Here is an 18,913-nt window from a genome sequence, read left to right as displayed (position 1 = left end):
GCCGACCGGCCGGCGGCGCGTTGTCGCCCTCCATGACCGCATGATCACGCCCTGCTACACCCCCCGCAATCATGGAGAAAACGGGACCAGACCCCCGCGATTTCTCACTCCCTGCAACGCTCATGAACGAGGTCACGAAAATGTATCGGGCATATCACCCATCAACCTTCACAGGGGCCACACGAGTTGGCTACCGTGCGACCAGGCCGCATGACCCCCACCGGCGAACGTCGCCGGGCCGCGCGGCCTCCGCCGAGTCCGGTGTGCCGCAGCGGCAGCCGGAGCCGGGGACCCAACCGTGAACCTGGGGTGAATCGGCCCGACTCCCTGTGCGGAGCAGGCCGTAGGGCAAACCTTCCGAACCACCCGCCCGAACCCGACAGCTAACCCGGTAGGCGGAACGTGGAAGGAGTCGCCTCCCTTGGCGTCGCACCGCAAGTCGCGTCCTACGGGTACGCGCGTGGCAGGCATACGGACCCCCGCCCTCGCAACGGCGGCCCTCACATCCGTGGCCCTGCTGTCCCAGTCGGCCAATGCCGCCCCCGAGGCCGACGACAAGCCCAGCCTGGAAGAAGTCGAGAAGAAGGTCGACGACCTCTACCGCCAGGCGGGGTCGGCGACCGAGAAGTACAACGCGGCCAAGGAGAAGACGGCGAAGCAGCGCAAGCGCGCCGACGCCCTCATCGACGACGTCGCGAAGCGCACCCAGAAGCTCAACGAGGCGCGCGAGGAGCTGGGGTCCTTCGCCTCCGCCCAGTACCGCACCGGCGCCGCCGCCCCGGACACGGCGACGTTCCTGCTCGCGGACACCCCGCAGGACTACTTCGACCAGACCCAGCTGATGGACCGGATGACGGGCCGTCAGAAGGCCGCGGTCGACGACTACGTCACGCAGCAGTCCGAGACGATGCAGAAGCGCCAGGAGGCCACCGAGAGCCTGGAGGCGCTGACCGAGTCGCAGAGCGACCTGAAGACCGCCAAGGCGACCGTCCAGCGCAAGCTCGCCGACGCGCGCGAGCTGATGTCGAAGCTGACCGCCGAGGAGAAGGCCCGGCTCGCGGCGATCGAGAAGGAGAAGCAGGAGGAGGCCGCCCGCAAGGCCGCCGAGCTGGCCCGGCAGCAGGCCGCTCAGCAGCAGGCGCGGGAGGAGGCCGCTCAGCAGCAGGACAGCGGATCCTCGTCGTCGGGTTCGGCGGACTCCGGCTCGTCCACCTCCACGGCCCCGGCCGACTCCTCGTACGCCACCAAGGCCGACAAGGCGCTGGCCTTCGCCCGCGCCCAGATCGGCAAGCCGTACGTGTGGGGCGCCGTCGGCCCCGGCTCCTACGACTGCTCCGGCCTCACCCAGGCCGCCTGGAAGGCCGCGGGCGTCACCCTGCCGCGCACCACCTACGACCAGGTCAACGCCGGCACCACGGTCCCGCTCTCCCAGGCCCAGCCAGGTGACCTGGTCTTCTTCTACGACGACGTCACCCACGTCGGGATCTACATCGGCAACGGCATGATGATCCACGCCCCGAAGCCCGGCACGTACGTGCGCGAGGAGTCGATCTACTACGACGGCGAGTCGGCCATCCACAGCGTGGTGCGGCCGGCCTGAGAGGTCTCTGCAGGGCCGCTTCGGATCTGCCGGATTCCCGGCGGTGCCGAGGATGGTGGCGGTGACGGCTGCGCCCTACGCGAGGGGACGCAGCCGGTCACGAATGGAGATCAGTTGCATCCGGGCATCGTGAAGGTGTTGTCGACGACGACATTGCTCCCGGACTTCATATAGGAATACGCCTCGCCGCAGCCGCCGCGCTTCTGGTAGACGGGCCCGGCGTAGGTGCTGAACGTGCCGAAGTCCTCGGCGTGAGGCGTGTCGGTGAAGTTGTCCTTCAGCCGGATGCCCATGTAGCGCGCGGAGCCGGTGTCGTTGAAGAGGACACCGCAGATGTACTTGTCGTACAGCTTGTTGGAGCCGCTGTACTTGCCGTTCCACCACAGGTAAAGGCTGGCGTTGGAGCCGTAGCGCGCGGCGCCGGCGGAGATGGTGTAGCCGGAGCCGCAGACATTGGCGGCAGCCGCAGTCATGGTGGTGTCGGCCTGCAGAAGGGCCTTGCCCTCGGCGCCTTCGATCATCTCGAGGCCCGTACTGCCTCCGAGTGCGATGATCTTCGGTTCCTTGGCGCCTAAGTCGGCGGCGGCGCTGGCGCTCGTAGCGGTGACGGCGGTCATGGCCACGGCTGCGGCGACGACGGTGTTACGTATGACGGAACGCGTGAACATAGAGGCTCCCTTGTCATGTCCTCGATTGGGAAACGGGTGAGACTTTATCCGCATCAGATGTCCCGCAATAGGCTGTTGAGCTGGTTTTGAGCTTTTGCGGAATACGGAACGTCACCCTCCCTCTGCTCGCCTCGTAGGTCATCAGATTCCTTACCTCGCATGTGGGCTGATTTTCGGCCATCAATTTCGCCACGCCCCGACCAGCGCCTATCTCCGCCGGTACCACCACGAGAACTCGACCGGACAGAAGCGCCGAGAACCCACAGTCCCGTCGCTTTTTGAGGGGCACACGCGCGTGCCCCTCCCGTAACGCGGGCGGCGCTCTCTAGCATCGGCGCTATGTCCGGTCCCTCCCCGTTTGCCACCTGGTGGTCGACGTACGCGCTGGCGACCGGCGTCGTGTCGGTCGGTCTCGACTCGGCGGGGTACGACGTCCTCTCCCGCACCGCCCTCGTTCCGGCCTGCGCCGCCTGGCTGGCGGCGGCCGCGGGCCTCGTCCAGCGGGCACGCGGCGGGTGGCGGACGGAGACGCCCGCCGCGCTCACGGCCGTGACGGCGACCGCCGTCCTCGGCACCGGCTTCTCCGTGGCCGGCCGGCAGCCCCTGGCCGAGGCGCTGCTGGCGCTCGCCATGCTGCTCTGGGCGCTGCTGCTCACCGCGGAGGCCGAGGGCCGGCGCGGCACGGTGTTCCTGCGCTGCGTGGCCACCCAGGGGCTCGCGGTGCTCGGCGCCACGCTCGCCGCGGCCGACACGGCGGCCTGGCTCGCCCACGCGGCTCTCGTGCTGTTCTGGCTGGGCCTCGCGCTCTACGGCTTCGCCCTGTTCCGCTTCCAGCCCCGGCAGGTGGAGGAGGGGCGCGGGGACCACTGGCTCGCGGCCGGCGCCCTCGCCGTGTCCGCACTGGCCGGGGCAGAGCTCCTCAGCGCCGACAGCGCGCGCCTGTACCTGTGGAACGAGGAGAACGCCGACGTCCTGCGCACGACGACCGTCACGCTGCTCGTGCTCGCGCTGATCGCCTGCGTCGCCCTGCTCCTCGCCGAGCTCTTCTGGCCCCGCCACCACTACGACGTGCGGCGCTGGGCGACCGTGTTCGCCGCGGTCGTGACGGCCACGGCCGCCCTGGCGGTCGCCGCCGCCCTGGACGTCCCCTGGCTCGACACCGCCGGAGAGGTGCTGCTGTGGATCGCGGTGGCCGCCTGGCTCGGGTGCACCGCCTGGGCGATCACCTCGGCCCGGGCCGGCACCCCGCGCTCCCGGGTCAGGTCCAGAGCACGGCGATGAAGATGTTCGCCGTGGTGAGCAGACCGACCAGGCCGAACAGGCCCTTGTCCACCTTCTCGTCGTCCCGCTTCACGTAGACCAGGCCGAGGATCACGATCAGCAGGGCCAGCTTCACGCCGATCTTGATGTTGTTCACGGACTGGTCGTCGGCCTGGTTGAGGCCGACCAGGATCACACCGGTGACCAGCATCGTGAGGGCGCCGTGCAGCATCGCCGGGGTGTAGCGGGCGGTACCCTCGCCCATCGCCTTCATCTGCGTGAGGAAGCCGCCCAGGAGCGAGGCGATGCCGATGATGTGGAGGCCGACGAAGAGGTGGATGAGTACGTCCATGAGGCCGGAGCCTAATCAGGCCCCCGAGACCGCCCGACACCGGCCCAGCCGTGCATAAATGCACCCCATAGCACCCGATCACGGTCACTCGCGCATGATTCGGCGCATCGGTCATCACGCTGAGTTAAGTCGATGGCGTCGAGGCGGGACCACGGTCGCATACGGTCACCGCCGGTCCTCTCAAGACACTTCCGCACACCTGCCACCGGCCCGTCGCAGGGACGTTTAGCGTCCTTCACCAGGTGCCCGGCTCCCCACCGCCGCCCGGGCCAGGGGCGGCAGTCGGACACCACCGCCGAGAAAGTCCGGCGGCGATCCGCTCCCCCTGTGCGGGCCGTCGCCGGACGCGCAGGCCGCCCGTTCCGCTCCCGCGGCGGCCGCACGCACTCGTCGGCGGTCGAGGAAAGGACGTGGCCTCCAGTTGGCAGCGCACCGCAAGCCCCGACAGCGCTCGATGGGTGGCGGCAAGGCCCGTACGGCCGCCACGATCGCCCTCGCGGGCGCGGCGACGGCGACGGGCTTCGACGGAACCGGACACGCCGAACCACAGCTCACCCCCGGCCAGGTCAAGACCAAGGTGGACAAGCTGTACCAGGAGGCGGAGGTCGCCACCGAGAAGTACAACGGCGTGAAGGAGAAGGCCGAAGCGGCCGGGCAGCGGCTGAGGAACCTCCAGGACCAGGCGGCGCGCAAGGAGGAGCGGCTCAACTCCGCCCGAGACGCCCTGGGTTCGGTCGCCGCCGCGCAGTACCGCGCCGGCGGCCTCGACGCCGCCGTGCAGCTCGCCCTGTCCGACGATCCCGACCGGTACCTGAAGAACGCCGAGTTCGTCGAGCGGGCCGGCAGCCGGCAGAACGCCGCCGTAGCGGGGGTGCGCAAGCAGCTCCGGGAGATCGAGCAGCTGCGCGGGGCCGCCCACATCGAGCTGACGTCCCTGAAGTCACGCCGGTCGGAGCTGAAGCAGCACAAGCAGACGATCACCGGCAAGCTCGGCTCGGCACGGCAGCTGCTGTCCCGGCTCGGCCCGCAGGAACGTTCCCTGCCCGGCGCGTCGCAGGACCGCGCCTCGCGCTCGACGGGTGCACGGGACCCCCTCGCGGCGCCCGGCTCCGCCGCGTCTCACGCCCCCGACTCCCGCGCGGCCACCGCTGTCTCCTACGCCTACCAGAAGCTCGGCAGCCCCTACGTCTGGGGCGCCACCGGCCCGAACGCCTTCGACTGCTCGGGCCTCGTCCAGGCCGCGTACCGCGCCGCGGGCGTCTCCCTGCCCCGCACGACGTACTCGCAGATCGCCGCGGGCCGCCGCGTCTCCCGCTCCGAACTCCTCCCCGGCGACCTGGTCTTCTTCTATGCCGGGATCAGCCATGTCGGCATCTACGTGGGCAACGGCCGCATGATCCACGCCCCGAACCCCTCGGCGCCGGTCCGCGTCGCCCCGCTCGACGAGATGCCGTACGCGGGGGCGACGCGGGTCGTGTGAGCGCCGGTGTCAGACGAGCCGGCGAGCCGTCGCCCAGCGCGTCAGCTCGTGCCGGTTGGAGAGCTGGAGCTTGCGCAGGACCGCCGAGACGTGTGACTCGACGGTCTTCACGGAGATGTACAGCTGCTTGGCGATCTCCTTGTACGCGTAGCCCCGCGCGATGAGCCGGAGCACCTCGCGCTCGCGCTGGGTCAGGCGGTCCAGGTCCTCGTCGACCGGCGGTGCGTCCGTGGAGGCGAAGGCGTCCAGGACGAACCCTGCCAGCCGGGGCGAGAAGACCGCGTCGCCCTCCTGGACACGGAAGACGGAGTTCACGAGGTCCGTGCCGGTGATCGTCTTGGTGACGTACCCGCGGGCGCCGCCGCGGATGACGCCGATCACGTCCTCCGCGGCGTCGGACACGGACAGCGCCAGGAAGCGGACCGGCTGCTCGGTGTCGGCCATCAACGGGGCGCAGCGGCGCAGCACTTCGACGCCGCCACCGCCCGGCAGATGCACGTCGAGGAGAACCACCTCGGGCCGGGTCGCGGTGATCACCGTGACCGCCTGGTCGACGTCCGCGGCCTCGCCGACGACCTCGACACCGGTCTGCTCGGTCTGCCCGATCTCGGCCTGGACCCCCGTACGGAACATGCGGTGGTCGTCCACGAGGACCACGCGCACGCGACGCCCCGGGCCGCCGCCCGACTCCGCGGGCCCGGCCGCCTCCGCCGGTCCCGCCGTACCGTTCGCCTCGGTCGGGTCGCTCATGACGTCTTCTCCGCCCTCTCCATCTCCAGCTCGACCTCCGTGCCGCCGTCCGGCACCGCGCGCAGCCGCGCCGTGCCGCCGTTGCGCTCCATGCGGCCGATGATCGATTCTCTGACACCCATCCGGTCGGCGGGTATCGAGTCGAGGTCGAAGCCGGGGCCGCGGTCCCGGACGGACACGAAGACCGTCTTCCCCTCGACCTCGGCGAAGACCTGGACGGCGCCGCCCTCGCCACCGTACTTGGCGGCGTTCACCATTGCTTCCCGCGCGGCCTGCATCTGTGCGGCGATCCTCTCGTCGAGCGGGCAGTCGCCGACGACCACGACCTCGATGGGCACGCCGTGCTTGTCCTCCACCTCGGCCGCGTTGCGCCGCACGGCGTCGGCGAGGGTGGTGGGTTCGTCGGCCTCGTCCTTGCCGGTGCCCTCGGGCTTGTAGAGCCAGGTGCGCAGGTCGCGCTCCTGGGCACGGGCCAGGCGGCGGACCTCGTTCGCGTTCTCCGCGTTGCGCTGGATCAGCGTGAGGGTGTGCAGCACCGAGTCGTGGACATGGGCGGCGACCTCCGCGCGCTCCTGGGCACGGATGCGCATCAGGCGCTCCTCGGAGAGGTCCTGCGTCATGCGCACCAGATACGGCCCGGCGAGGAGCGTGATGCCGACGAGGACGGCGAGAGCCGCCTGGAGGACGGAGCCGAGGTGGGCCGCGGACCCCTGCAGGACGAAGATGCCGGAGACGCCGGCCGTCACCAGCAGCACCCCGCCCACCGAGCGCAGCAGCGTGACCGTGCGCCGGCGGCGGCCGACCTCGACCCAGCGGGCCCGGCGGGCGTTGTCCGCCTGCCGCCAGACCAGGGCGACGCCCGCGCCGACGAGCACCGTCGGCCAGAGGTACGCCCTCGCTCCCCCGCTGAGGTTCACGTTGCCCACGAAGACCATGGCCACCACGACCATGAGGAGCAGGGCCACGATCTGGCCCTTGTCGGGCCTGCGCGCCACGCGTCTGCGGCGGCCGTCGGGTGAGGCCTCCGCGGCCGGCGGCGACGGCGGCTTCTGCGCCTCGACACCGCCGACGCCGAGGGGGACGAAGAACCAGAACGCGGCGTACAGCAGCGCACCGAGGCCGTCGGCCATGAACAGGCCGACGAAGACGAGCCGTACCCAGATCACGGGCAGCCCGAGGTGCCCGGCGAGGCCCCGCGCCGCGCCCCCGAGCCAGCGTCCGTCACTGCTGCGGTAGAGCTTGCGCGGCGGCCGCGGTTCGGCGAGTGGCGCTGCTGCGGCTTCCGACATGCCATTGATGGTCACACGTGCGGGAGGCCGGAGCATCAGGGTCGGCCCCTGAGGCTCCCCTGATCTCCGCGGGCCGCTCCTCGAACGCTTCCCGAGCCGCCTCTCAGGGCCGATATCAGGGTCCGGCCAGGGTCGTTCCGACTCCCGCCGGGGCGTCGCGCCCGTCACCATGGACCCATGACCGATCACGAGCAGGCCGCGACGGGTCCGGGACCCGGCTCCGGCCCGCGCCCCGCCCCGGGCGCCGGGCCGCAGGATGCCGCGCCCGCCGCGGGTCCCGCGCACGGGCGCGCGGACGCCGGAGGGCAGGGAGGAGCACCCGGCTCGGCCGCCCCCGCCGAAGACGGTGTCCCACCGGGGCCGCCCCACGCGTTCCGCCGCGACCGCCGCCACAAGACCCTGGCCGGCGTCTGCGCGGGGCTCGGGCGGCAGTGCGACATGGACCCGGTGATCTTCCGCATCACCCTCGCCGTGCTCTCCGCCACCGGCGGCATCGGCCTGCTCTTCTACGGCTTCGCCTGGCTCTTCGTCCCCTACGACGACGAGGAGAAGAACGAGGTCCGCAAACTGCTCACCGGCCGCGTCGACGGCCAGGCCCTGGCGGCCGTGCTGTTCGCGCTGGTCGGCTGCGGCGTGTTCCTGACGATGCTGAACAACGGCGGGGTGCTGACCTTCGCCGTCGTCCTCTCCCTCCTCCTCGCGGGCGCCGGCTACTGGTCCCGCCAGCGCGGCGCCCCCAGCCCCGATCCGCTGGCGGCGCAGGCCGTCGCCGACGCCCCGCCGGAGCCCAAGGCGCCGCCGGTGTTCCTCACCACCCCCTCCTGGTGGCGCGACCCGATCGTCAAGGACGGCACCCACATCGGCGGCACGGGCTATCTGTGGGGCCCCCGCGACCCCCACGACCTGGACATCGCCGCAGCCCTCAACATCGGCCTCGGCACGCAGCCACATACCCGCGAGGACATACCCGTCCCGCGCCCCGGGCCGCCCCAGCCGCGCGGGCCCCGCTCGATCGGCGGCGCGGTCTTCCTGCTGGCCCTGCTCGCGGGAGCCCTGGGCACGAGCCGCACGTGGGACGGCCACCCGCTCGGGACCAGCCTGCAGACGGGCCTGGCCTGTGCTCTCGCCGTCCTGGGCCTGGGCATAGCCGTCAGCGCCTTCCTGGGCCGGACCGGCGCCGGCTCGGTCTTCCTGGCGGTCATCACGGCCGGCCTGCTCGCCGGCGCGGCGGCCCTGCCCAAGGACATCGACACCCACTGGGCGCGCACCACCTGGCAGCCCGCCACGGTGGCGGACGTCCGGCCGGGGTACGACCTGGGCACCGGCGTCGGCACCCTGGATCTGAGCAAGCTGGACGTGTCCGGGAAGCAGACGGTCACGACTCGGGCGGAGGTCGGCATGGGCCGGATCAAGGTGCTCGTGCCCGAGGAGGTGACGGTGCGGCTGAACGTCGAGGTGGGCATAGGCGACCTCCAGCTGCCGGGGGACGACCCGAAGGACGTGGACGTGCAGCCGGACCAGCACAGGGAGATCACCCTCTCCCCCGCCGAAGGCGCCGTGAAGTCCGGCACCATCGACCTGGACCTCCAGGTCGGCATGGGGCAGGTGGAGGTGACCCGTGCTGCGTCATGAGTTCCAGCCCGGAAAGCTGATCGCCGGCATCGTCCTCGTAGCGGCGGGCGTCCTCTACGCCGGTGATGCGGGCGGCGCCTGGGAGATCCCGTGGTTCGTGGTGATCCCCCTCGTCACGGGCGGGCTGTGCCTGGCCGGCGCGGTGGCGGCCCTGACGGGCCGCCTACGGCGCCGCCGCCTGCGGGGCCGTACGGGCGCGGACCTGACCTGACCGGCTCGGTTACTGGTACCCGCCGGTCCGCTGCCGTCGCCGTGACCGTAGCGCGGCGTCGAGGGACAGCAGGGGCGCGCCCGCCAGGATCAGAGGGGTCCAGGCCATGAGGTAGGCGAGGTCGTTGCCGTAGTAGTACGGGTCGGAGGCCCAGCTCACGGTCAGCCACAGGCTGAGGGAGATCAGCGCGCCGCCGAGTGCGGCCAGACGGGCGAGGAGGCCGAGCAGCGTGCCGATGCCGACGGCCAGTTCACCGAAGGCGATGGCGTAGCCGAACCCGACAGGGCTCTTGAGGGAGAGGTCGACCAGGGCGGGAATGGCGGAGGAGTCGCGCACGGCGCGCATCATGTCGCCGATCGACCCGGCACCGGAGTCCTTCATGAAGGCGCTGTCGGTGAGCTTGTCCAGGCCGGCGTAGATGAAGGTGACGCCGAGGAAGATGCGAAGAGGCAGCAGGGCGTAGCGGGTGGCGTTGTCCCGCCAGCCTCCCCCGTTGCCGAAATGGGGGGAGTGCGTGTCCGTTCGCATACCGTGAGTCATCGCTGCTAGCCGCCTCTCGCCGCCGGTGCCGAGACCCCCTCACAGACCATACGTACGACAAACGAACCGCGCTCAATCCTGTGGCATCGGGCTGATGTCTTCGTGCCGGTGGTGCGGAGTGCCCGGGAGTCCCCGTCCGTCACTCCGTCACGTCGACCGCGTACCGGTTGGTCTCCACTCCGGCCGCCGTGACGACCTGCACCTCCACCCTCCCCGGTTCGACATCCGCCGGCACCGGCACCGTCAGCAGGGTGTCCGTGGGATTGCGGAACCCTCCGGGAACCGGGATCAACGGCACGTGGACGTGCACCGCACCGACGCGCACGACCATCCGGGCCAGCCGGTCGGCACCTTGCGCACCCGGGGGCACGAATCCCGCACCCCGGATCTCGATGTCGTCCCCGGTGCGGATCGGCCCGTCCAGGTCGCCGGCCTCACGGGCCCGGACCACGGAGAGGATGACCGGCCGGCCGCCCTCCGCGTACTTCCCGGCGAGATACGTCGCCGCCGACACCAGCACCACCACCGCCAGCCCCCACGGCAGATCCGGCAGCTGCTCCGGCCGCCTGGCCAGCCGTACCGCCGCGAAGACCAGCGCGACCCCGCTGATCACGACGTACTGGATGTCGGCGAAGGTGCCGCGCCCCGCGTCGTCGGTCAGCAGGTCGGCGGCGCGGGGCCGGTCGGCCCGCACCTTCTGCAGCCGTTGCCCCAGCACCCGCAGCCCGACCACCCGCCGCACGAGCACGGCGATCCCGCACAGCACGGCGAGCACGGTCACGACCCCGGCGCCCCGCGCGAGATCCAGCCCGGAGATCAACGCGTCCCGCTCCCGGTGCCGGGAGGCGGCGGCCAGCCGCCCCGCGAGGACGAGCACCGAGTAGGCCACGAAGAGCACCCACGCCGCGGCGACCGTGCGGGACGTGGACAGCCGGTTGTCCTCACCGATCACCGGCGCCAGCACCCCGCCCTTCGACCGGTGGAACCAGGACGCGGCGGTCAGCGCCGAGGCCAGCACCAGCGCCGCGGCCAGCCCGGCCGTACGCGCCGCCGTCCAGCCGGTACCGACCGCCGTGAGGGCCTGCCCGAGCAGCAACAGCACCACGGCGGCCCACACGGCACCCGCCGTGCGCCGCCACAGGCCCGACAGCCAGGCCTGCCCCTCGGCCCGCCCCCGCTCGGCGACGTGCTCGGCGGACTGCGCCAGTTCTTCGGAGACCCACTGGCGGGAGGCCGACGCGGAGTGGGCCACCGCGGCCGGCAGCCCCTGCCCGGCCGCGAATTCGTCCCGCCGGCGCAGGAACGCGGCCACGGCCCGCCTATGCCCCTCGCGCGCCCCGTGCGGACAGTCCCCGCAGGCGCACCCGCCCCCGTGAGCGCCTCCGGTTCCGCCCGGTTGACCACCGGGGTAACCGCCGGCGTACCCCCCGGCACCGGCACCCGCACGCGTACCCGCGTACCCGCCCGCGCCGCCCTGTCCCGCCTCCCGCACCGCCACGCCCGACGCCCGCCTTCCCGCGACCCAACCACCGCCGGCCTTCCGGACCCCGGAAACACCGCTGTGCAACTCCCGTGCGACGACAGCGAATTGTGCCGTACACCACCCGGCTCGCGTCCGCCCGGACTGGTCAACACGGGTGAAGTTCGGCGTGCCGTGTTGACCCCACTGGGAGAATTCCCCTATGGCCGAGATCATCCAGCGTGACGGCACCTGGGCCTTCGACGGCGACACGCTCAGGATCACGCCCGGCCTGCACCGCTCCGTGCCGCTGCTCCGCCGGACGTACGGGGAGATCTCCGTACCGCTCGCGGCGGTATCCGGCGTCGCCCTGGAAGCCGCACGCGGGCACGGGCGGCTGCGGTTACGGCTGCGCGAGGGCGCCGACCCCCTGCTCCAGGCGACCGGCGGGCGGCTGCCGGACACGGCGGACCCCTACCGGCTGGCGGTGGCCGCCGACCGGACGGGGGCAGCCGAGTACGTCGCCGAGGAGATCCGCCGCGCGCTGCTCCTCGACCGGGTACCGAAGGAACCGGCGACGGCCTATCTGCTGCCCGGCCCGCCGGTTCCGGTCTCGGTGCGGAGCTCGGACGGGACGGTCTCCTTCGACGGCACACGGATACGGATCGACTGGGCCGACACCTCCGAACGGGTCAAACGCGCCACCGGCCCGCGGATCATCAGCATGGGCGACCTCGTGCGGGTCGAGTGGTTGCCGAACACCCGCCACGAGGACGGGTCGCTGCGCTTCGTGACCCGCGAGACGGTGTTCTCGAAACTGCCGCCGGACAAGGACCCGTACGCCCTGGACCTGTGGGGCAGCGCCCGCCGGGACCTGCTCACCGCGCTCGTCGCGGCGGCCGTCACCGCCCGGCTGCCGCACCCGTCCACGCGCGCCGCAGCCGGGAACGGCGATCCCCCCGCCCGCACCCCGGTGCCACCGCCCGCCTCCGACCACCACGACGTACTCCTGCGACGGCTGCGCGAGCTGGGCCGGCTCCACCGCGACGGCGTCCTCACCGACGAGGAGTTCGCGAGGACGAAGGCGGCCGTACTGCGGGGCTTCTGAGGCTCCGCCTACTCCAGCAGACCCGGCTCGCTCCGGCTGACGTCCTCCCACATGGGCTGGTAGTTGATCCACGCCACCAGATCGCCGCCCAGTTGCTCCCGCGTGGCCACCGCCATCCGGTGGTCGATCCGGACCGGCCGCCCGGCCGCCTGGGCCGTCAGCTGCACCTGGCAGGAGCGCTCCATCGACACGAACCACCAGGCCGCCGCGTCCACCGAGTCGCCGACGGTCAGCAGCCCGTGGTTGCGCAGCACGAGCGCCTTGCGGGAGCCGAGCACAGCGGCGATACGCCGCCCCTCCTCGGCGTCGACGGAGACGCCGGTGTACGTGTCGTAGAGGGCGTGATCCTCGTAGAAGGCGCAGCTCTCCTGGGTGATCGGCTCCAGCAGTTCGCCGAGGGCCGCGAGTGCCCGGCCGTGCACCGAGTGGCAGTGGGCGACGGCGACCACGTCGGGCCGGGCGGCATGGACCTGGGCGTGCACGGTGAAGGCCGCCTGGTTGACGTGGTAGCCGCCCTCGACGACCTGGCCGTCCTGGTTGGCGAGCACGAGGTCGCTCACGGTGACGTGCCGGAAGGGCATCCCGAACGGGTTGACCCAGAAGCAGTCGGTGTACTCCGGGTCGCGGGCGGTGATGTGCCCGGAGACGCCGTCCTCGAAGCCGAGCCGCCCGAAGATCCTCAGGGCGCCCGCGAGCCGTTCCTTGCGGTGCCGGCGCTCGTCCTCGACCGACTCGTGCATCGGCGGCATGGCGAACCGCAGCCGGTCGGTGGGCAGGGGCAGGGGCGGCGTGGGCCCGTGCATAGGTCCTCCAGCACTGGTTCTGCGTACGGGCGGAAATTACCGTCGGTGAGGCCGGGAAGAACAGAAGCGATTCGTGAAGATGCCACGAGCGCCCCTGTGAGCACCCCGTGCCCACCCGTGTGCCCCCGGGCTCCCCAACCCCACGAACAGCCGACAGAAGATGTCGGATTTCGGCGCGACACTCTTCTCATGACAGCGAACTGGGCGGCTTTCGCCACCGCCGAACCGGATCTGGCCGACACCGTCGAGAAGCGCTTCGGCGCCTACACGCACCACATCCTCGCCACCCTCCGTAAGGACGGTTCGCCCCGCACCAGCGGCCTGGAGGTGCGGTTCCTGAACGGCGAACTGTGGCTCGGCATGATGCCGGACTCGCTCAAGGCCCTCGACCTGCGCCGCGACCCGCGCTTCGCGCTCCAGGCGAACCCCGGTGAGGGCACGGGCATGGGCGGCGGCGACGTCCGGATCAGCGGCCGGGCGATCGAGGTCGACGAGGAGGCGGCCAGGGCCGGATACGTCGAAGAGGTGGAGCCGCCGGAGCAGTTCCACCTCTTCCGCACCGAGCTGACGGAGGTCGTACGGACCTACGTCGAGGACGACACCTATCTCGTCGTCCAGGTCTGGACGCCCGGCGAGCCCCTGCGCACGATCAAGCGCACCTAGGGGTCACTCCCACTCGATCGTCCCCGGCGGCTTCGAGGTCACGTCGAGGACGACACGGTTGACGTCGCGCACCTCGTTGGTGATCCGGGTCGAGATCTTCGCCAGGACCTCGTACGGCAGGCGCGACCAGTCGGCCGTCATGGCGTCCTCGGACGAGACGGGGCGCAGCACGATGGGGTGGCCGTACGTGCGGCCGTCGCCCTGGACGCCGACGCTGCGGACGTCCGCGAGCAGGACCACCGGGCACTGCCAGATGTCCCGGTCGAGACCGGCCGCCGTCAGCTCCTCGCGCGCGATGGCGTCGGCCTCGCGCAGCAGGTCCAGGCGCTCCTTGGTGACGTCGCCGACGATGCGGATGCCGAGGCCGGGGCCGGGGAAGGGCTGGCGCTGGACGATCTCCTCCGGCAGGCCGAGCTCCTGGCCGACCATGCGGACCTCGTCCTTGAAGAGCTTGCGGAGCGGCTCGATGAGCTTGAACTCCAGGTCCTCGGGGAGGCCGCCCACGTTGTGGTGGGACTTGATGTTGGCCGTGCCGGTGCCGCCGCCGGACTCGACGACGTCCGGGTAGAGGGTGCCCTGCACGAGGAACTCCACGGCCGGGCCCTGGTCGGCGATGATCTCGGCCTGGGCCTGCTCGAAGACCCGGATGAACTCGCGGCCGATGATCTTCCGCTTCTCCTCGGGGTCGGAGACCCCGGCGAGCGCCTTGAGGAACCGCTCCTCGGCGTCCACGACCTTCAGCTGCACGCCGGTCGCGGCCACGAAGTCCTTCTCGACCTGCTCGGTCTCGCCCTTGCGCATCAGGCCGTGGTCGACGTACACGCAGGTCAGCTGGGAGCCGATGGCCTTCTGCACGAGGGCCGCGGCGACCGCGGAGTCCACGCCGCCGGACAGGCCGCAGATGGCGCGCTTGTCGCCCACCTGCTCGCGGATGGCGGCGACCTGCTCCTCGATCACGTTGCCGGTGGTCCAGGACGGCGTCAGGCCCGCGCCCCGGTAGAGGAAGTGCTCCAGCACCTGCTGCCCGTGCGTGGAGTGCATCACCTCGGGGTGGTACTGGACGCCGTAGAGCTTCTTCTCGTCGTTCTCGAAGGCGGCGACCGGTACGACGTCCGTGGAGGCGGTGACGGAGAAGCCCTCGGGGGCGGCGGAGCAGGCGTCGCCGTGCGACATCCAGACGGGCTGCTCGGCGGGGGTGCCCTCGAAGAGGGTGGAGGACACCTTGGAGACGTGCAGGTCGGTACGGCCGTACTCGCGGGCGCCGGTGTTGTCGACGGTGCCGCCGAGGGTGCGCGCCATCAGCTGGAAGCCGTAGCACATGCCGAAGACGGGGATGCCGGCCTCGAAGATCGCGCGGTCCAGGCTGGGCGCGCCCTCCTCGTAGACCGACGAGGGGCCGCCGGACAGGATGATCGCCGCGGGGTTCTTGGCGAGCATCTCCTCGACCGGCATGGTGCTCGGCACGATCTCGCTGTAGACCCGCGCCTCGCGGACACGACGGGCGATGAGCTGGGCGTACTGCGCGCCGAAGTCGACGACCAGGACGGTGTCGGCGGCGTTGGCAGCGGGAGTCGCTGATGACACGGGGTGCCTTCCGGCGGTGGGGCGGGGGTCTTGTGCCACCCGATTCTACCGGGGGGCCGCCGGGCTCCTTCCGTGTGCCGGGAGGGAACCCCGTCTCAGGATGCGAACCGGCTTGGACGGCCTCCGGAGGGGGTGCATACTGGCACCCATGTTCAAGCAGCAGACGTTCGTCTTTACCTATGGCATCCGGCCCGCCGGACGCCATGGTCGTGCTGCTTGAGCAACTGACAAGCGACTTCCCAGGCGCCCCGGGCCGACAAGGCCCGGGGCGCCTGTCGTCGTCCGGGCCGTGCCGCCCCGGGGCAGCCCCCGACGACGAGGAGCCCCTTATGACCGCCATCGACGTGACCGGCGCCCGTACCCCCGAGGCCGCCGGCGTGATCACCGGAGCCCGCGAGCGGATCGACGCGCTCGACGACCGGATCATCGGCCTGATCCAGGAACGGGTGGCCGTCTCGGCCGTCATCCAGGAGGCGCGCATCGCCTCCGGCGGCCGGCGCGTGAACCTGTCCCGCGAGATGGACGTGCTCGGCCACTACAGGGAGGCGCTGGGCAGGCCGGGCACGGCCCTGGCCATGACCCTGCTGGAGCTGTGCCGGGGCAAGATCTGAAACCACGTTCGTGGGACAGACGTACGGCCCCTCCTCACCCGTACGGCGCGTGACCGCTCCCGAGGCATCTCGTTGGTCCCGGTGTCCGTGCCAGCCAGGCGCGGGCACGAATGAACCACGCGTGGCTCACTGGGGCGATGAGACGCACGGATCGTGCCGTGCGTCGTGGGACCTCGCTCCAGGAAAGTGGCCGGACGGCAGGGGACAGCAGCCCGGTCACCCAAGAGAACGGTCGGCTCCGGGGACGCCCGGGGCCGACCGGCGGACCTTGCATAAATGCACAAGTCTGGGTCAAACGGTTGCGGGCGCCGCGTTCATCCAGCACGATGCGTACACAGTCCAAGTCCCCCAGCGGGTACCCGCATTGCCCCACTGCCAGAGGTACAGACCAGCGGCGCAACCCCCCGGCGCCGCTTCCAGGCACCGGCGCTGCCCTGACGTCGGTGCTGACGAGAAGAAGGGCCCCGCGGCTCCACCCCGCGGGGCCCTTCGCTCTGCTCAGGTGCGGGTCACCGTCCCGCAGTCGCCGCCGTCGCCGCGTTCGAGCTCCCTGCTCCGGTCGTACGGGTCCGTCGCCGGGCCGCTCGGGTCCGGGCCCGCGGACCTGCTCGACGAGAACTCCGGGTGCAGGTAGCCGTCGTTGACGAAGCAGGAGGAGTTGCCTATCTCCTGGTCGTAGTTCATGAGGAGCAGGCGGCCGGGGGTGACCTCGTAGCGGGCGGGGTCGGCGAGTTCGACGTCGAGGACCCGGCGGACGATGGTGCGGGTGACCTCGGTGGGGCCGTCGGCCCGGACGACGGGGTAGACGAAGGTGTAGTCGGCCCGCACCGCCACGCCTCCCTGCGTGCCCTTCTCGAACGTCATGCGCCCGCGGGTCTTGATCACGTCGCCGACCGGCCGTACCTCGTCGGGGTCGAAACGGCTGAACAGCGTCACCGGGTCGTGCTTCTCGCTGGGGGAGCGCAAGCCGGTGTCGAGATCGTCGAGGAGCTCGGGCTGCTTGGGGTCGAGCACGGAGAGCGCGGCCGTGGGGCGGGCGCCGCGCACGGTCCTCGGGTCGAGGTTGGCGCCGACCAGCAGCTTCTTCGTCAGCTTCAGCGCTTGTTCCACCCGGTCCTCGGAGACCGCGCCGACGGCCTTCGCCTCGGGCAGGACGATGCCGGCCTCGCCGTCGGCCCAGCGCAGGGCGGGGGAACCGGCGAACGGCTGGTCCAGTGTGGGCCTCTCGGGGCCGGACGCGCCGGGCGCGGCGGTGGGCGCCGTCGACTCGGCGGGCAGCGGCGAGGCCTCGGCGGCCTGGGGCTCCCCCGTACCGAAGGGGTCGCCGGGGAGCAGCGAGGGCTTCAGCGCCACCAGCGCCACGGCCACGGCGACGGGCACACCGAGCACGGCCCACAGCCTGCGGCGCCGGGCGGCGCGGCCGTTCGTCTCCGGCCCGGGGCCGGTGCGCCATCCGGGAGGCGACTCGCCCCGGGCGTCCTGCTCACGCAGCCGCTCGGTCACCATGCGGGCCCGCGCGGACGGCTCCTTGGGAGCGGAGGAACGGATGTCCCGCTCGGTGTCGCGGGTGAACTGTTCCCAGACGTCGTCGGGGATCTCCGAGGCCGACGGCTGCTCGTCGGACGGCTTTTCTGACACGAAGTCAAGATCTAAGCGGGCGGAAAGCGCCTTCACAAGCCTTCACCGGAAGGTCTCGCGTGTGACTCAGCCCACATAAGAATTCTGTGAATGCCAGCACAACCATTCACAGGTTTCACGGATCAAACCTGCCGAACCAAGGGCCACTCCCGCGCCCCACACGCGGAGGCCTCCCCCAACGTTCGTGCCGCATCCCGCGGTACGCCGGACTTTCCGAGGTCTTCATGAAGCTTCGCCGCGCCATGGCAGCAGCGGCCGCTACGGCGGTCATAGCCCCGGTGGCACTGCTCGCGGCACCGGCCGCGTACGCGACCGACGAAACCACGCCCACGCCGAGCGCGTCGGTGAGCGAGTCCGCTCCCGAGACGTCCCCCTCGCCGTCGGCGACCGAGACGACGCCCGAGACGTCGCCGTCGCCGAGCGTGTCCGTGAGCGAGTCCGCTCCCGAGACGTCGAGCTCGCCGAGCGCGTCCGCCACCGAGTCCTCCCCGTCGCCCTCGGCGTCGGAGCCCGAGGAGTCGGAGTCCCCGGACCCCGAGCCCTCGATCTGTGAGGACACCAAGGTCGACGTCAGCATCTCCGGCCTGCCCGGCAAGATCGCGGCGGGCAGCGGCTGGCACAAGTTCTCGCTGAACGTGCTGAACAACTCCGACTCGACGCTGAACGACCTCGACTTCTTCGCCGGGGCCTCCCCCGACAAGAACGGCGAGGAGCTGTTCTCCAGCAAGCAGGTCCGGCTGCAGGCCTGGGACCCCCAGGACAAGATCTGGGTCGACCTCAACGAGGGCGGCTACGCGGTCGGTTACGTCGGTTACACCGACGAGCTGAAGCCCGAGTACGAGGTCGACATCCCGCTGCGCCTCAACGTCAGCAAGTCCGCCCCGGTCGGCGCCGGCTTCTCGCTCGGCGCGACGATCTACGGCGACAACGACGCCGAGTGCACCGGCTTCGGTGACGTGTCGTACAAGTTCCAGATCGTCTCCGCCGGCACGGACACCGGCGGCACCAAGCCGCAGGAAGGCGGCAAGGCGCCCGTCACCGACGAGAAGCCGAGCGGCAACACGCCGGAGGTCACCGGCAGCCTCGCCGAGACCGGCTCCAGCTCCGCCCTGCCGATGATCAGCCTGGTCGGCGGTGCCGCGGTCGTCGCCGGTGCCGGTGCGATCTTCGTGGTCCGTCGCCGCAAGGCCGGCGCGCAGGCGTAAGCCGGAGCGGCCGGCACAGGCCGCGGCACCAAGCAGAAGAGGGACCTGCGCTCGGAGGGG

The 18,913-nt window shown here is 71.5% G+C and carries 18 protein-coding genes and 1 riboswitch; of the genes, 9 read left to right on the top strand and 9 right to left on the bottom strand.

What is annotated here, in order from left to right; all coding sequences use genetic code 11:
- Positions 1–240 precede the first annotated feature (240 nt).
- Positions 241–413: riboswitch (cyclic di-AMP (ydaO/yuaA leader) on the top strand.
- 8 nt (positions 414–421) lie between these two features.
- Positions 422–1,600, top strand: coding sequence for a C40 family peptidase (locus tag HNR57_RS11440; protein WP_184559455.1), 1,179 nt, complete (start codon positions 422–424; stop codon positions 1,598–1,600).
- A 110-nt stretch (positions 1,601–1,710) separates the two neighbouring features.
- On the opposite strand, the gene HNR57_RS11435 is transcribed toward HNR57_RS11440, so the two are convergent.
- Positions 1,711–2,268 carry a hypothetical protein gene (locus HNR57_RS11435; protein WP_246554454.1) on the bottom strand — a complete coding sequence of 186 codons (558 nt, stop codon included), beginning with the start codon at positions 2,266–2,268 and terminating at the stop codon, positions 1,711–1,713.
- A gap of 339 nt (positions 2,269–2,607) precedes the next feature.
- Here HNR57_RS11435 and HNR57_RS11430 point away from each other — a divergent pair, with 339 nt between their 5' ends.
- Positions 2,608–3,549: an SLAC1 family transporter gene (locus HNR57_RS11430; protein ID WP_184559453.1), complete on the top strand. Its 942-nt coding sequence runs from the start codon at positions 2,608–2,610 to the stop codon at positions 3,547–3,549.
- On the opposite strand, the gene HNR57_RS11425 is transcribed toward HNR57_RS11430, so the two are convergent.
- A complete protein-coding gene (locus HNR57_RS11425) occupies positions 3,527–3,880 on the bottom strand; it encodes a hypothetical protein (protein WP_033311513.1) in 354 nt (117 codons plus the stop codon). The genes HNR57_RS11430 and HNR57_RS11425 overlap by 23 nt on opposite strands.
- A gap of 421 nt (positions 3,881–4,301) precedes the next feature.
- Between HNR57_RS11425 and HNR57_RS11420 the strand changes: the two genes are divergently transcribed.
- On the top strand, positions 4,302–5,360 hold the full coding sequence (locus HNR57_RS11420; protein WP_184559451.1) for a C40 family peptidase: 1,059 nt from the start codon (positions 4,302–4,304) through the stop codon (positions 5,358–5,360).
- A gap of 9 nt (positions 5,361–5,369) precedes the next feature.
- On the opposite strand, the gene HNR57_RS11415 is transcribed toward HNR57_RS11420, so the two are convergent.
- Positions 5,370–6,110, bottom strand: coding sequence for a LuxR C-terminal-related transcriptional regulator (locus HNR57_RS11415; protein ID WP_184559449.1), 741 nt, complete (start codon positions 6,108–6,110; stop codon positions 5,370–5,372).
- Positions 6,107–7,399: an ATP-binding protein gene (locus HNR57_RS11410; protein WP_184559447.1), complete on the bottom strand. Its 1,293-nt coding sequence runs from the start codon at positions 7,397–7,399 to the stop codon at positions 6,107–6,109. The genes HNR57_RS11415 and HNR57_RS11410 overlap by 4 nt, the downstream gene beginning before the upstream one ends.
- A 177-nt stretch (positions 7,400–7,576) precedes the next feature.
- On the opposite strand from HNR57_RS11410, the gene HNR57_RS11405 reads away from it, so the two are divergent.
- Together HNR57_RS11405 and HNR57_RS11400 are read left to right on the top strand one after the other, a co-directional pair.
- A complete protein-coding gene (locus tag HNR57_RS11405; protein ID WP_184559445.1) occupies positions 7,577–9,031 on the top strand; it encodes a PspC domain-containing protein in 1,455 nt (484 codons plus the stop codon).
- Entirely contained in the window at positions 9,018–9,242 is a 225-nt protein-coding gene (locus HNR57_RS11400; protein ID WP_184559443.1) for a hypothetical protein, read from the top strand. Before HNR57_RS11405 ends, HNR57_RS11400 begins: the two co-directional genes overlap by 14 nt.
- Before the next feature lie 9 nt (positions 9,243–9,251).
- On the opposite strand, the gene HNR57_RS11395 is transcribed toward HNR57_RS11400, so the two are convergent.
- Entirely contained in the window at positions 9,252–9,782 is a 531-nt protein-coding gene (locus HNR57_RS11395; protein ID WP_184559441.1) for a DoxX family membrane protein, read from the bottom strand.
- 139 nt (positions 9,783–9,921) lie between these two features.
- The gene (locus HNR57_RS11390) at positions 9,922–11,280 is read right to left on the bottom strand and encodes a hypothetical protein (protein ID WP_376772218.1); all 1,359 of its coding nucleotides are present in this window, start codon (positions 11,278–11,280) and stop codon (positions 9,922–9,924) included.
- Positions 11,281–11,464: 184 nt separating this feature from the next.
- Here HNR57_RS11390 and HNR57_RS11385 point away from each other — a divergent pair, with 184 nt between their 5' ends.
- The gene (locus HNR57_RS11385; RefSeq protein WP_184559439.1) at positions 11,465–12,349 is read left to right on the top strand and encodes a DUF4429 domain-containing protein; all 885 of its coding nucleotides are present in this window, start codon (positions 11,465–11,467) and stop codon (positions 12,347–12,349) included.
- Between the two features lie 8 nt (positions 12,350–12,357).
- Here the strand turns inward: HNR57_RS11385 and HNR57_RS11380 are convergent, their stop codons facing one another.
- A complete protein-coding gene (locus HNR57_RS11380; protein ID WP_184559437.1) occupies positions 12,358–13,152 on the bottom strand; it encodes a class II aldolase/adducin family protein in 795 nt (264 codons plus the stop codon).
- Positions 13,153–13,341: 189 nt separating this feature from the next.
- Between HNR57_RS11380 and HNR57_RS11375 the strand changes: the two genes are divergently transcribed.
- A complete protein-coding gene (locus tag HNR57_RS11375; RefSeq protein WP_184559435.1) occupies positions 13,342–13,815 on the top strand; it encodes a pyridoxamine 5'-phosphate oxidase family protein in 474 nt (157 codons plus the stop codon).
- Between the two features lie 3 nt (positions 13,816–13,818).
- Here HNR57_RS11375 and guaA read toward each other — a convergent pair whose 3' ends face one another.
- On the bottom strand, positions 13,819–15,399 hold the full coding sequence (gene guaA, locus HNR57_RS11370) for a glutamine-hydrolyzing GMP synthase (RefSeq protein WP_184559433.1): 1,581 nt from the start codon (positions 15,397–15,399) through the stop codon (positions 13,819–13,821).
- Here guaA and HNR57_RS11365 point away from each other — a divergent pair.
- The gene (locus tag HNR57_RS11365) at positions 15,393–16,010 is read left to right on the top strand and encodes a chorismate mutase (protein ID WP_313673395.1); all 618 of its coding nucleotides are present in this window, start codon (positions 15,393–15,395) and stop codon (positions 16,008–16,010) included. The genes guaA and HNR57_RS11365 overlap by 7 nt on opposite strands.
- Positions 16,011–16,508: 498 nt before the next feature.
- Here HNR57_RS11365 and HNR57_RS11360 read toward each other — a convergent pair whose 3' ends face one another.
- Complete coding sequence (locus HNR57_RS11360; protein WP_184559429.1) at positions 16,509–17,648, bottom strand: hypothetical protein; 1,140 nt, start codon at positions 17,646–17,648, stop codon at positions 16,509–16,511.
- Between the two features lie 224 nt (positions 17,649–17,872).
- On the opposite strand from HNR57_RS11360, the gene HNR57_RS11355 reads away from it, so the two are divergent.
- Positions 17,873–18,853: an LAETG motif-containing sortase-dependent surface protein gene (locus HNR57_RS11355; RefSeq protein WP_184559427.1), complete on the top strand. Its 981-nt coding sequence runs from the start codon at positions 17,873–17,875 to the stop codon at positions 18,851–18,853.
- Positions 18,854–18,913: the final 60 nt, after the last annotated feature.

It is taken from the genome of Streptomyces paradoxus, assembly GCF_014202475.1.
Taxonomy (GTDB): Bacteria; Actinomycetota; Actinomycetes; order Streptomycetales; family Streptomycetaceae; genus Streptomyces; species Streptomyces paradoxus.
Note: the sequence above shows the minus strand (reverse complement) of the source record. Positions and strands in the feature narration are given on the sequence as shown.

What these genes read in the sequence shown, in the direction of transcription:
- HNR57_RS11365 (WP_313673395.1), top strand. Translation starts at nt 15,393, where the DNA reads ATGACACGGGGTGCCTTCCGGCGGTGGGGCGGGGGTCTTGTGCCACCC.
- HNR57_RS11435 (WP_246554454.1), bottom strand. Translation starts at nt 2,268, where the DNA reads ATGTTCACGCGTTCCGTCATACGTAACACCGTCGTCGCCGCAGCCGTG.
- HNR57_RS11395 (WP_184559441.1), bottom strand. Translation starts at nt 9,782, where the DNA reads ATGACTCACGGTATGCGAACGGACACGCACTCCCCCCATTTCGGCAAC.
- HNR57_RS11425 (WP_033311513.1), bottom strand. Translation starts at nt 3,880, where the DNA reads ATGGACGTACTCATCCACCTCTTCGTCGGCCTCCACATCATCGGCATC.
- HNR57_RS11405 (WP_184559445.1), top strand. Translation starts at nt 7,577, where the DNA reads ATGACCGATCACGAGCAGGCCGCGACGGGTCCGGGACCCGGCTCCGGC.
- HNR57_RS11380 (WP_184559437.1), bottom strand. Translation starts at nt 13,152, where the DNA reads ATGCACGGGCCCACGCCGCCCCTGCCCCTGCCCACCGACCGGCTGCGG.
- HNR57_RS11375 (WP_184559435.1), top strand. Translation starts at nt 13,342, where the DNA reads ATGACAGCGAACTGGGCGGCTTTCGCCACCGCCGAACCGGATCTGGCC.
- HNR57_RS11415 (WP_184559449.1), bottom strand. Translation starts at nt 6,110, where the DNA reads ATGAGCGACCCGACCGAGGCGAACGGTACGGCGGGACCGGCGGAGGCG.
- HNR57_RS11410 (WP_184559447.1), bottom strand. Translation starts at nt 7,399, where the DNA reads ATGTCGGAAGCCGCAGCAGCGCCACTCGCCGAACCGCGGCCGCCGCGC.
- HNR57_RS11355 (WP_184559427.1), top strand. Translation starts at nt 17,873, where the DNA reads ATGAAGCTTCGCCGCGCCATGGCAGCAGCGGCCGCTACGGCGGTCATA.
- HNR57_RS11430 (WP_184559453.1), top strand. Translation starts at nt 2,608, where the DNA reads ATGTCCGGTCCCTCCCCGTTTGCCACCTGGTGGTCGACGTACGCGCTG.
- HNR57_RS11385 (WP_184559439.1), top strand. Translation starts at nt 11,465, where the DNA reads ATGGCCGAGATCATCCAGCGTGACGGCACCTGGGCCTTCGACGGCGAC.